The sequence below is a fragment of the Elstera litoralis genome (assembly GCF_000963705.1).
Lineage (GTDB): Bacteria > Pseudomonadota > Alphaproteobacteria > Elsterales > Elsteraceae > Elstera > Elstera litoralis.
Window position 1 is genome coordinate 1 of sequence record NZ_LAJY01000245.1, and the last position, 11,234, is coordinate 11,234.

14 protein-coding genes are annotated in these 11,234 nt (G+C 62.8%); 1 reads left to right on the forward strand and 13 read right to left on the reverse strand.

All coding sequences use genetic code 11. From position 1 onward, the window contains the following. Positions 1 to 180 precede the first annotated feature (180 nt). Positions 181 to 621, forward strand: a complete 441-nt coding sequence (locus VZ95_RS10315) for a glycosyltransferase family 9 protein (RefSeq protein ID WP_045775762.1) — start codon at positions 181 to 183, stop codon at positions 619 to 621. Here the strand turns inward: VZ95_RS10315 and VZ95_RS10320 are convergent. From VZ95_RS10320 to VZ95_RS10370, 13 genes are all read right to left on the reverse strand, one after another. After that, positions 618 to 1,151, reverse strand: a complete 534-nt coding sequence (locus VZ95_RS10320; protein ID WP_045775763.1) for a GNAT family N-acetyltransferase — start codon at positions 1,149 to 1,151, stop codon at positions 618 to 620. The two genes, VZ95_RS10315 and VZ95_RS10320, sit on opposite strands and share 4 nt — an antisense overlap. After that, positions 1,148 to 2,227, reverse strand: a complete 1,080-nt coding sequence (locus VZ95_RS10325; protein WP_045775764.1) for a hypothetical protein — start codon at positions 2,225 to 2,227, stop codon at positions 1,148 to 1,150. The genes VZ95_RS10320 and VZ95_RS10325 overlap by 4 nt, the downstream gene beginning before the upstream one ends. Beyond that, the gene (locus VZ95_RS10330) at positions 2,220 to 2,876 is read right to left on the reverse strand and encodes a Gfo/Idh/MocA family oxidoreductase (RefSeq protein ID WP_045775765.1); all 657 of its coding nucleotides are present in this window, start codon (positions 2,874 to 2,876) and stop codon (positions 2,220 to 2,222) included. Before VZ95_RS10330 ends, VZ95_RS10325 begins: the two co-directional genes overlap by 8 nt. Next, a complete protein-coding gene (locus VZ95_RS10335; RefSeq protein ID WP_045775766.1) occupies positions 2,876 to 3,241 on the reverse strand; it encodes a Gfo/Idh/MocA family oxidoreductase in 366 nt (121 codons plus the stop codon). The genes VZ95_RS10330 and VZ95_RS10335 overlap by 1 nt, the downstream gene beginning before the upstream one ends. Continuing rightward, the gene (locus VZ95_RS10340; protein ID WP_045775767.1) at positions 3,238 to 3,981 is read right to left on the reverse strand and encodes a cytidylyltransferase domain-containing protein; all 744 of its coding nucleotides are present in this window, start codon (positions 3,979 to 3,981) and stop codon (positions 3,238 to 3,240) included. Before VZ95_RS10340 ends, VZ95_RS10335 begins: the two co-directional genes overlap by 4 nt. A 1-nt stretch (position 3,982) precedes the next feature. Further along, positions 3,983 to 5,260 (reverse strand): DegT/DnrJ/EryC1/StrS family aminotransferase, encoded by a 1,278-nt coding sequence (locus VZ95_RS10345; RefSeq protein ID WP_045775768.1) that lies wholly within the window; start codon positions 5,258 to 5,260, stop codon positions 3,983 to 3,985. A 108-nt stretch (positions 5,261 to 5,368) separates the two neighbouring features. Next, positions 5,369 to 5,779 (reverse strand): NAD-binding protein, encoded by a 411-nt coding sequence (locus VZ95_RS27010; protein ID WP_232302597.1) that lies wholly within the window; start codon positions 5,777 to 5,779, stop codon positions 5,369 to 5,371. A gap of 8 nt (positions 5,780 to 5,787) precedes the next feature. Next, entirely contained in the window at positions 5,788 to 7,104 is a 1,317-nt protein-coding gene (locus VZ95_RS10350; protein WP_232302598.1) for a cation:proton antiporter domain-containing protein, read from the reverse strand. A gap of 78 nt (positions 7,105 to 7,182) precedes the next feature. Then, positions 7,183 to 7,338 carry a hypothetical protein gene (locus VZ95_RS24045; protein WP_156995229.1) on the reverse strand — a complete coding sequence of 52 codons (156 nt, stop codon included), beginning with the start codon at positions 7,336 to 7,338 and terminating at the stop codon, positions 7,183 to 7,185. Continuing rightward, positions 7,332 to 8,117, reverse strand: coding sequence for an aldo/keto reductase (locus tag VZ95_RS10355; protein WP_045775769.1), 786 nt, complete (start codon positions 8,115 to 8,117; stop codon positions 7,332 to 7,334). The genes VZ95_RS24045 and VZ95_RS10355 overlap by 7 nt, the downstream gene beginning before the upstream one ends. Beyond that, positions 8,114 to 9,271: a UDP-4-amino-4,6-dideoxy-N-acetyl-beta-L-altrosamine transaminase gene (pseC, locus tag VZ95_RS10360; RefSeq protein ID WP_045775770.1), complete on the reverse strand. Its 1,158-nt coding sequence runs from the start codon at positions 9,269 to 9,271 to the stop codon at positions 8,114 to 8,116. The genes VZ95_RS10355 and pseC overlap by 4 nt, the downstream gene beginning before the upstream one ends. 19 nt (positions 9,272 to 9,290) lie before the next feature. Next, positions 9,291 to 10,340, reverse strand: coding sequence for a pseudaminic acid synthase (gene pseI / locus VZ95_RS10365; RefSeq protein WP_045775771.1), 1,050 nt, complete (start codon positions 10,338 to 10,340; stop codon positions 9,291 to 9,293). Positions 10,341 to 10,349: 9 nt separating this feature from the next. Beyond that, positions 10,350 to 11,045, reverse strand: a complete 696-nt coding sequence (locus tag VZ95_RS10370; protein ID WP_045775772.1) for a GNAT family N-acetyltransferase — start codon at positions 11,043 to 11,045, stop codon at positions 10,350 to 10,352. Positions 11,046 to 11,234: the final 189 nt, after the last annotated feature.

Here is an 11,234-nt window from a genome sequence, read left to right on the forward strand (position 1 = left end):
GCGCAGGTTATTCGGGGGGATGATAATTTACCGGACTTCGATCTGCGCGCGGCGCTCCCGTCGCTCCCTTGGATCTATGGAGAATCGCCAGAAACGCCATATGCCCAATGCCCTTATCTTGTAGCCCCGGCTGGGCTCCGTTCTGCGCCAGCCGCCAAGGTAGCTGGTCGCAGAATAGGGTTGGTCTGGGCCGGGAATCCCAATCATATCAATGATAAGCAACGCTCCATTCCACAAGAAACACTGTTAGAACTTACGAAGTTTGACAGTTTTAACTGGTATTCGCTGCAAGTCGGCGCGTCGGATAAAGCAAAGCGCGCACTGGCGCGGGCGGGCGTGACCGACCTTGCGCCGGGCTTTAGCGATTTCGCCGATACCGCTGCCGCCATTCAGGCGCTCGATTTGGTGATTACGGTCGATACCTCCGTCGCCCATCTTGCGGGGGCGTTGGGGAAGCCGGTGTGGATCCTGCTGCCGTTCGTACCGGATTGGCGTTGGCTGCTGGATCGTTCCGATAGTCCTTGGTATCCGTCCGCGCGATTGTTCCGGCAACCGAAACGGGGGGATTGGGCCAGCGTGCTGAAAGAGGTCAAGCAGGCGCTGGCCGATTTCCGCCCTTAAGCTGTGGCAAACAGTGCGGCGTGGACGATATCGACTTCCGCCCCGCCATTGAGATACTGCCGCACGCGGCGACCGTCCGGGACCATGCCGGATTTTTCCATGATGCGCTTCATGCCGATATTGGTATCGAGCGTTCCGGCGGTCACTTTGCGCATTCCGGCGTCGGTGAGGAGCCAGGTACAGACCGCGTTCCAGGCTTCGAGCCCGTAGCCGCCGCCCCAGCAGCTGCGCTCGCCGACCATAATGCCAACATCGGCGAGCTTGTTCGGAACATCGACATAGGCGTTGATATTGCCGATATGCTGGCCGCTATCCTTGCGCACGATGGCCCAGAGGTAGTTCGAGGAGCCTTCAAATGAGGCCACATAGTCCGCACAGCCCTCTAAGGTGAACGTGCGGTAGCGGTTTTCGCTATATTTTACGACCTCGGGGTCGTTCAGCCAACTTACATAGGCTGGCGTCACATAGGCCGACGAATAGGGATCGACGAAGAGACGGTCAGAGTCCAGGCGACGGGAGGGCACGCTCATGGTCGGTCTCCTAAAGAGCTTATCGATTGGAGGAAGTCGAGGGCGCGCGGTAGCGAGGCTTCCGGGCGCAAATCATTGCCCTGGGCCGTGTTTAGCAGCGCAGGCAGCATACGGCTGAGGGCGGGGCGGGTGATGGCAGCGGGGGTGATGCCGGAGGCAATCGTCGGCAGCCACGCGCCTTCTGCCGCGCGCGGCAGAATCGCCAAGGTCGGGCGGCCCAGCAGGGCGGCTTCATAGAGCAGCATGGTGGTCATGCCGCACACGAGATCGCAGGCGAAGACCATTTCCAGCGGCGTTCCGGCTTGGCTGATACCGTCGAACTCGTCCAGCAGCGGGCCGAACTCCTCGCGCGTGTTCTTCGGATGCAGGCGTAGCAGCCGATAGGGGCGTGGGTCGAGCGTAGCGCTTACGTCCAGAAAGGCTTCGACGACAATACCCGTCCGGTCGTCGCGCCCGCCGCGCCCGTCGAGACTATAGTCGGGCGACCAGCGGTATTGCTGCGGGTCGAGCCCGCCGGAGATTTCCGATAAGAAAACTACTAGCTTTTGCCCCTCCGGCACCTCGGGTAACAGGCGACGGCGGACGGCGGCAACGCCTTCCAACTCCAGCTTTTCCCGGAGAGCGAGGACGGTATCGAAATGGGGATGACCGACGCGGCCAATCTTTTCGGCGGGAAAGCCAAGCTCTTCATAATGGCGGGCGGTGCCATCGTCCGTTACGAGCAACCAGTCGGGCGCATGGGCGAGGGGCTCGGAACTCTCACCCCGAAAGCGGGCGGCGGCGTTGGCGGGAAAGTCGATCATCCCGACCGAGGGGATGCCGCGCGCTTTGGCCTGGCGCACGAGGTCATGGGCCGCCGTTTGGAGGTTTTCAGAGGTGCCGATCAGCAGCAGTTCGGTATCGGCGGGCAATTCAGCACTGGCCCCGGCGATCACTTGAGCGGGTTGAACGCCGCGCGCGTCTAGGTAAGGGAGCAGAGCCGGGGCCGTCCACAGGGCAGCCCCCAGGGGCGCGAGCAGTGGCAGCGCGTAATTGGCGGCACCAGGATCTTCAGCGAAAACCAGCACCTTAGGCATGGGAAACCTCGATTTTTGCGCCGCCTGCCGCCAGCGAGGCTTCCAACGCGGCGATCACGCGTTCCACCTGCAAAGCACTATCGCCCGGCGACCAGAGCGGCGCGCGCCCGGCGACGGCATCGGCGAGATTATCATACATCCGCCACAGGCTTCGCCGACCGTGGTTGGCAGAGGCTCGGGCGCGTCGCTGGCAATCTCGCGCTCGCCGCGCATGGCGCGATTGTCGCGGCGGGGGGCGAGGGCGAAGGGTCAACCCCTCCTGCCAAACCGAGAGGCGGCCATTGCTGCCCCAGAAATCGAGGCCATTTTCGCGGTAGTCGCGGAAATCGACCGGCTGCGCCAGCACAATCTGCCCGCTGGCGAGATGCAGCGCGAAGCAGAGGTCGAAGTCGCCCGGCAACGGCAAGTGCGGGCCGGGGAGGACGGGGCCGAGGGCTTGCACGGCCTCAACCTCGCCCAGCAGCATTCGGGTGAGATCGATCATATGGAAGCCGTTATTATGCAGGCCATTGCCGTAGATCAGCGTTGCCGCTTGCACCCGCCCGAGCTTTTCGGCCAGCAGCCCGTCGGCGAGCCGCCGCAGGGTTTCATCGGCGCGGCGCCAAATATTGGCTTGAACGATCACCTTGCGCGCACCGGCCAGCGCCATCAGGCTTCGCCTTCAGCCAGCGAGGGGCCGAGCGGCTTTTCCACCAGAATGGCTTTGACGGAGGGGAAGGGCTCTAGGGCCGCAGCGCGTAAGGACGGCGGCGTTGCGATTACCAAACAATCGGGCGTATAGCCCGCCGCAGCCGCTTCGGCGACGGTGGCGAAAGTTTGGGGGATGCTCCAGCGCTCTTTCGCCCGATCACGCGCCTCAGCGGACGGGTCGATCACGCAGTCCCAAGCGAAAGCAGTATGCTCGGCCAGAACCTGCGAATGGGCGACGTAGCGATAATGCTGCGCCATAATCGGATCTTCGGCATAGGTATCGGCCATTTTTCCAAAGCCGATCAGCGCCGTGCGCAAGCTCATCGCGCGGCTTTCTCGACGCAATGGATGTTGATCTCGGCCAGTTCCGGCTTGCGCTTCAAGAGATCGATCAGCACGGGCAGGCCGAACAACGGGCCGTGGGTCGGCATGAGCTCGGCATAGACCGCACGGATGAAGGCGAGATCCTCGGCGTAATCCAACTGGCAGCGCAGGCCGGGCCAACGGAGCGAGGCGGGGGCGAGCAGATCGATACAGCGATACAGGTTGGGGTTTTCGTAGAAATACAGCGTCACATGCTCACGCACCGCAGGATCATCGATCCGCGCCGCCACATCTTGCAAGGCCGCGAGGCGATAGACCTGCACATCCGTGCCCGCGGGGTAGCTTTCGATCCGTGCATTGGTGAGAATATCGCACGGGTTGGCGAGAAAACTTTCAACGCCGAGGTCGATGATCTCCGGGTCGAGCAGCGGGCAATCGCCGGTGATTTCCACCACGATATCGCTGGCGAGCGATGCTTGGGCTTTGGCCACCCGGTCCAACACATCCTCTTCACTGCCGCGAAACAGCGCGACGCCATAGGCGTGCGCCCAGTCGGCAATCGCATCGTCGCGCGGGTCGGTGGAGGTGGCGACGACAATATCGGTCAGCGTTTGGCAGGCCCGCAGGCGATCTACCAGCCGGGCGAGGGCGGGCTTGCCGTGAATATCCATCAGCACCTTGCCCGGTAGGCGGGAGGAGCCCATGCGGGCTTCGATGCTGGCAATAATCCGTTGGCTCATCCTATTCGGCAGCCTGCGGAATAAGCTTATGGCGCTGGCTGTGAACCTTGCGGATACCGGCGATGATGGCGTCGATATCGGCTTCGCTCAGATCGTGAGCGCAGGTTTCAAAGGCCAGCAGGCGCGTGTAATGCATCTCTTCGGCAACAGGGCAGAGGCCCTTGCCGTAGGCGCGGTTGGTGAGGGTGAAGGGGAAATGATCGCGGCCCATCGCCATGCGCTTTTGGAAGGCGGGCAGCAGATAAAGCGGGCGCACATAGCCGGGATAGAGCGGCACGCCTTCGGCAGCCAGTGCCTTCACCAGCATTTCGCGCGACACGCCCAGCACGGCGGGATCGATCTTCGGCGTCCAGACGTAATAGACGTGGCGCGATCCGGGGCGTTCGACCGGCGGCGCGAAACCTTCCAGGTCTTTCGTGCCCTCGGTCAGCCGATGGGCGATATGGATGCGTTTGCCGATCAACTCCTCGGCACGGTCGAGCTGCACGATGCCGACGGCGGCCGACAGTTCGGTCATGCGGTAGTTGAAGCCGATCATATTGGCGAGGTCGTCATGCTCGGTCGGCTCAACGATATTTTCCGCGTGGTTGCGGATCATCTGCATGCGCAAGGCCAGCCGATCATCGTCGGTCACGCACATGCCGCCTTCGCCAGTGTGGATATGCTTATGGTAGTTCAGGCTGAACACACCGATATGGCCGATGGTGCCGGCGAATTTGCCGTTTTCGGTAGCGAATGGCCCCTGAGCATTGTCTTCGATCAAGATAATGCCGTGCTTATCCGCCAGCGCGCGCATCGCGTGCAGGTTCGCCGGATGGCCGAAGAGGTTCACCACCACGATAGCCTTGGTTTTCTCGGTGATATTGGCTTCGACCGAGGCGATATCGAGACAGAAGGTCTCCGGTTCGATATCGGCAAACACCGGAATGCCACCATAGACCAGCGGGCCAACGGCGGAGGCCGACATCGTGTAGGGCGGAACAATCACCTCGTCGCCAGGTGAAATCCCGATCGCACCCAAAGCCGCATAGAGGCCGGAGGTGGCGGAGTTAACCGACACGCAGTGTTTAACCGCAAAAGCTTTCGCCCAGGCCGCTTCGAATTCCTTGATCTTCGGGCCGCCGAGAAATTCATCGCCCCAGCTTCCGTAAAAGCCCGACAGGCAGTCGCTTTCCACCACCGCTTGAACCGCGGCCACCTCGCCCGCGCCCATCGTGCGGAACGGCTTGAACGGCGTGGAAATCGTGGGGCTACCGCCTAAGAGTGCAAGCTCGGTCATGGTCGATCCTCAGCCCAAAACGGGACAGTTAACCTAAATCTGCCAATAAGCTAGCACGCGAGGCTGACCTGTCCAATGCAGGTGATACGGATTTCAGCCGAACCTCTGCTATGTTTGTGGCACAGGCGCGGGCAGCAGGGCGGCGATCATGCAGCGGGCGATTTCACGCTCACCCATCACCACCTGATCGGCCCCAAGGCGAGTGAGATGCGCCACTTCCGCATCGGAATGGGCGCGGGCGATGATCTGCAATCCTGGGTTCAGCTTGCGGCCCTGTTCGATGGCTTGGCCCGCCTCGAACGGGTCGGGGATGGCGACGACGAGGCAGCGCGCCCCGGCCAGATTGGCGCGGTCCAAAACCTGCGACGCGGCGGCATTGCCGACGATGAGTTCAATATTGGCGGCTTTCAGGGCGTCGGCGTGAGTATCGCTGTCTTCGATCACGAGGAACGGCACAGCGGCGACGGCAAGATCGGCCCCGACGAGACTGCCAACGCGGCCATAACCGACGAGAATCACGTGATCGCTCAGTTCGGTTGGGGTGGCAGATCGATCTTGACCGGCTCCGGCGCGCTCGGTGTGGCGGCGGCCTGGGGCACGGGGCGGGCGAGCCGGGCTTCCAGCAGCGGGCGCAGGCGCTCGCACCCGGCAAAAACGGCGGGATTGAGAATGATGGAGAGGATCGCCCCCGCTAGGATCAAATCGCGCCCGGCTTCCGGGAGCAGGCCGAGCCCGACGCCCAATTCGGCGAGGATGAAGGAGAATTCGCCGATCTGCGCGAGGCTGGCTGAGATGGTGAGCGCGGTGCCGACGCCCTGGCGAAACAGCAGGACGACCGCGAAGGCTACGACCGATTTTCCGACGACGATAATGAAGAGTGTCGCCAAGACCGGCAGCGGCTCGCGCAGAATAATCCCCGGGTCGAACAGCATGCCGACCGAAACGAAGAAGAGCACGGCAAAAGCATCGCGCAGCGGCAGGCTTTCTTGGGCGGCCCGGTGGCTGAGTTCGCTTTCCGCCAGGATCATTCCGGCGAAAAACGCGCCGAGGGCCAAAGAGACGCCGAAGAGTTTGGCCGAGCCCATCGCCACCCCCAGCGCAATGGCGAGCACGCCCAGGCGGAAGAGTTCGCGCGAGCCGGTGTGGGCGATCCAGTGCAAAATCCAGGGAATGACACGCCGCCCGACGATCAGCATGACGCCGACGAATGTGACCACTTTTAGCAAGGTTAAGCCGATGATGCCGCCGATGCCGAGATCGAGCCCCAGCCAGCCGCTAATCAGCGCCGCGAGCGGGTCGTTCGTACTGGTCTTACCATCGGCAATACTGGCGGCGGCGGGGATGAGCACGAGGGCCAACACCATCGCCAGATCCTCGACGATCAACCAGCCGACCGCGACCTTGCCGCGTTCGGTCTCCACCAAGCGGCGTTCTTGCAGGGCTTTTAACAACACGACCGTCGAGGCGACCGACAGCGCAAGGCCGAATACGAGGCTGCCACCGATCGGCCACCCCATCAAACTGCCGAGTCCCCAGCCCATCAACGTGGCAAGCGCGATTTGCGCCAAAGCCCCCGGCACGGCGATGCCCCGCACCGACAGTAGATCCTTCAGCGAAAAATGCAGCCCGACGCCGAACATCAGCAAAATCACGCCAATTTCAGCCAGTTCCGGCGCAAGGTTTTGGTCGGCGACGAAGCCCGGCGTGTGCGGGCCGACGAGAACCCCGGCAAACAGATACCCCACGAGCGGCGGCAACCGCAGCCGATGCGCCAAAGCCCCGAAAATAAACGCCAACACGAGGCCCCCAACGATGGTCGAAATCAAGGGGGTGTCATGGGGCATTGGGGGCGAATCCTTCCGGTCAGAGAACTGAGAGAAATATCAGGTCTGAGAGCAAAAGACGCAACCCGTTTGGGCCAATTAACTTAAGCTCGGCCAGCGCGCCGGGTTGAGCAGGGCGTCGTCGGTCAAGCCGCAACCGTCGAGCCTCGCCATCAGATCCGCCGGCAGCGGCCCGAGGGCGAGGGCGGCGAGGGCATCGCTCAGCTCGGTCTGGGATTGCGCCCCGGTTAGCACGATTGAGATCGGTGCCCCGATTGACAAAACATAGCGCAGCGCCAGGGTAGGCAGTTCTTCCCAATGACAGCCTGCCTGCGTGCGAACCCGGTCGACCGCCTCGGCGAGCGGGGCCAGGGCGGGCGGCAGAAGCGCGCGCGGAAGGAGAGGGCACCCTTCAGCAAGGCCGAGCGGACGACGAGGCCAACCCCGGCGGCGTCCGCCTGCGCAAAGATGGCCCGGCAGCGCTGATCGAGCACCGAAAAGGCGATCTGGACGCTGGTGAAGCCAGGGGTCGCGATAACGGCGGCGGCATCCTCTGGCCCATAGACCGACGCCCCCAAGGCCGCCACCCGCCCGGCGTCGACTTCCGCCCGTAAGGCCGCCAGCAAAACCGGGTTCTGCATATCGGCGGCAGTCGCGTTGTGTATTTTCAACATATCCAGCTTGCCGCGCTTCAGGCGACTTAAGCTGGTCGCAACTGACGTTTGCACGAAGGCCGGAAGCTCGAAGGCGCTGATGTCCTTGGGCAAGAGAATTTTCGTGGCGATAACCGCCCCCGAATCCTCCCCCAGCGCAAGGCCGGTGCGCCGCTCGGCGTCGCCATAAGCGGGGGCAGTGTCAAAAAAATCCACACCGCCGCTCCGGGCTGCGCGCAGCGTCGCCACTGCATCGGCTTCCGGCGGTAAAACCGCGTCCGGTCCAACGCCATAGGCGAGGCCGAGCGCGACCGTACCGAGGCCCAAGCGCCCGACAATCGGGCCGCCGCGATAGAGCGGCAGCGCAGAAAATGCCGTCATGCCGCCGCCCGGCCGCTGGTTTCTACCCGCAGAGCTTCGATGACGCGGTCCGCCTGCGCGTCGGTCATATTGCCCCAAATCGGAATCGTGAGGATCTGCGGCCACGCAGCTTCCGCCACCGGGCAATCGCCGAGCTTGGTGCCGAAGGTTTGCTGGTAATAGGGCTGGGTATGGACGGGCTGATAATGCACGTTCACGCCGAGTTGGTGGTTGTTCCGCAGAATCGGGAAGAGTTCATCGCGCGTCAGGCGGGAGCCTTCCGGGTCGATCCGCACGACGAACAGATGGTAGCCGTGCTGGGTGTGCGGCACTTCGGCGAGCGGGCGCACCGAGTTCATTTCGGCGAAAGCCTCGCGGTAACGCTTTGCGATGGCCCAGCGGCGTTCTTGCCATTTCGGCAGCTTCTTTAACTGCGAAATGCCGAGGGCCGATTGAATGTCGGTCAGGCGATAGTTGTAACCGAGCATGATCTGCTCGTACGTGAAGCCGCCCGTGGCGGCGCGGGTGCGATGGTCCGAGGTAATGCCGTGATTGCGGAAAATCCGCATGGCCTGGGCGCGGTCGGGATCGTCGGTGGTAATCAGCCCGCCTTCGCCCGTGGTGAAATGCTTCACGGGATGCAGCGAGAAGGTGGAGAAATCGGCCAGCGTACCGATGGGTTTGCCGTGATAGGAGCCGCAAACCGCATGGCAGGCGTTGGAAATCAGCTTCAGCCCGTGGGTTTCGCACAAGGCCCAGAGCGCATCATAATCGCAGGGCTGGCCGCAGTAATCGACCGCGACGATGGCTTTCGTTTTCGGCGTGATCTTGCGGGCGACATCGGCGGGATCGATGGTCAGCGTATCCGGCAGCACATCGGCGAACACTGGGGTTGCGCCCATATAAACGGCGGCATTGGCCGAGGCAACGAAGGTCATTGTCGAGACGATTACCTCATCGCCCGGTCCGATTTCGGCCCCCAGCATGGCGCAATGCAGTGCGGCGGTGCCGTTGGACACGGCAACGGCTTCCTTTGCGCCAGTAAACTCGGCAAAGGCTTTTTCGAACTCGCCGACTTTTGGGCCGGTGGTCAACCAATCGGATTTCAGCGCGGCGACGACGGCGGCAATATCGTCTTCGTCGATTTCCTGACGGCCGTAGGGAATGAAGCTCATAGGGATGTTATCCTTAAAACTAGGCCAGCAGGGTCCAGTCCAGCGGCGTGCCGCGGGCGATATCGGTGCGGGCGGTCAGGGTCAGCACCCGCTCGTAGAATTTCGGCGCAAGCCCGAAGCCGGGGCGGATGGAGCGGACGTTGAGCGGCGTCAGTTGCTCGCCCGCCTTAATATCCGCGACCGCATAGAGCGAGCGGCGGAACTGGGCATTGCCCTTTTCGCCGTCCTGCTGCTCGTAGGTAATGCGGCCTTTGGCGGCCCAGGCGGTGCGGGTATCGTCCACGAGACGCTTCAACTCGTCCGGCTCCAGCGAGAAAGCCGCATCCGGCCCACCATCGGCGCGGCGCAGGGTAACGTGCTTTTCGATCACCGTCGCCCCCAGCACGGTTGCCGCCACCGGCACCGCCGTTCCCAAAGTATGATCGGACAGGCCGGGCTGCACGCCGAAGGCTGCGCCTAAGTGGGTGATGGTCGCCAGATTATAATCTTCAGCGGCGGCGGGGTAGGCCGAGACGCAATGCAGCAGGCAAAGCTGCGTATTGCCCGCACCCTTGGCGGCGGCGACCGCTTCCGAAATCTCGCCCAAATTGCCGAGGCCGGTCGAAATAATCATCGGCTTGCCGGTTTGCGCCACGCGGCGGATGAGCGGCAGATCGATCATCTCGAAAGACGCGATCTTAAACGCGGGGGCGTTCAGGCTTTCCAGCAGATCGACGGCCGTGAAATCGAACGGCGACGAGAAAATAGCGATGCCTTCGGCCTTAGCGTGATCGAACAATTCGCCGTGCCATTCCCACGGCGTATGGGCCTCGCCGTAAAGATCGTGGAGCGTGCGCCCGTCCCAAAGCCCGCCTTTGATGGTAAAGCCGGGACCGTCGTGATCGATGGTGATCGTATCGGCGGTGTAGGTTTGCAGCTTCACCGCATCGGCCCCGCAGGCTTTCGCCATCGAGATCAATTCTTTGGCGCGGGCGATCTCGCCATTATGGTTGCCGCTGATTTCCGCAATGATATAGGGCGGGTGATCGGGGCCGATGGGGCGACCGGCGATGGAGAAGCTCGAGATCATTGGAAATCCTCAAATCGGGGAATGGTTTGCACGGTACCATTCTTCTGAAATCGGCATATAGCCGAGCGCGCGAAAAAAACTATGGGAAGCCTCATCACCCATTGGGATATGGGCCAAGATCGCATCTTTCGGCATCAAGCGCCCCAGCAGCCGCAGCGCGGCACGGCCAATGCCACGCCGCGTATGGTTCGGGGCCGTTGCAATCACGACTTCCCACCCCGGCACGGGCGCGGCACAGCGATCCAGCCGCAGAAAGCCAACCGGCGTTTGTCCCATCGTCCCATCGGCGACCGCAAGCAGCAGCAGCGCATCGGGATCATCGAGCGCGCCGAGCTCCCAAATACTAGCCCGGTCGCTTTCGCTGGTGAGGCGAGCGAAGGGGCGGGTGCTGGGATCGTCGCGCCAGGCTTCGAGCAGCGGGAGATCCTCGGCTTCGAGCAGACGCAGCGATACGCGCCCCTCTAGAATCGGCTCGCCGGGGGAGAGGGCCAGAAAGATACGATCCACCCCGCGCCCATCGATGAGCGCGCGCCCGGCCTGGGCCATACTGTCGCGGGCCGCCGCATCGTCTAGCAGGTCAGTAAGGCCGGATGCCAACGCTTCCAGGGTCGGCTCCACCACCCGTGCAACGCCCAAGGTCGCCAGCCGGTCGGCCCATTCGCGCTGATTATCGGCGGCGACAACGACGAGCGCGGGTAAGCCCAAGCAGCAGCGCTCCCACGCGGAGGTGCCCGCACCGCCGAGAGTCTATAATCGCACGCTCAGCATCGCCTCGGCCATCTGTTCSGGMTCGAAAWWGCTGCCGAGCTACGAATGGGTCGGGATCGATTCCTACGTGCGCCTTTTGGCAGTTCGAACGCTGGCACGTGGCGATTACGAACCTTTTCATTTTCG

Excerpts from the sequence above, each read along its gene's own strand:
- VZ95_RS10350 (WP_232302598.1), bottom strand. The coding sequence starts at position 7,104 with ATGCCCCATGACACCCCCTTGATTTCGACCATCGTTGGGGGCCTCGTG.
- VZ95_RS10335 (WP_045775766.1), bottom strand. The coding sequence starts at position 3,241 with ATGAGCTTGCGCACGGCGCTGATCGGCTTTGGAAAAATGGCCGATACC.
- VZ95_RS10320 (WP_045775763.1), bottom strand. The coding sequence starts at position 1,151 with ATGAGCGTGCCCTCCCGTCGCCTGGACTCTGACCGTCTCTTCGTCGAT.
- VZ95_RS10340 (WP_045775767.1), bottom strand. The coding sequence starts at position 3,981 with ATGAGCCAACGGATTATTGCCAGCATCGAAGCCCGCATGGGCTCCTCC.
- pseI (WP_045775771.1), bottom strand. The coding sequence starts at position 10,340 with ATGATCTCGAGCTTCTCCATCGCCGGTCGCCCCATCGGCCCCGATCAC.
- VZ95_RS10345 (WP_045775768.1), bottom strand. The coding sequence starts at position 5,260 with ATGACCGAGCTTGCACTCTTAGGCGGTAGCCCCACGATTTCCACGCCG.
- VZ95_RS10330 (WP_045775765.1), bottom strand. The coding sequence starts at position 2,876 with ATGGCGCTGGCCGGTGCGCGCAAGGTGATCGTTCAAGCCAATATTTGG.
- VZ95_RS10325 (WP_045775764.1), bottom strand. The coding sequence starts at position 2,227 with ATGCCTAAGGTGCTGGTTTTCGCTGAAGATCCTGGTGCCGCCAATTAC.
- pseC (WP_045775770.1), bottom strand. The coding sequence starts at position 9,271 with ATGAGCTTCATTCCCTACGGCCGTCAGGAAATCGACGAAGACGATATT.
- VZ95_RS10355 (WP_045775769.1), bottom strand. The coding sequence starts at position 8,117 with ATGACGGCATTTTCTGCGCTGCCGCTCTATCGCGGCGGCCCGATTGTC.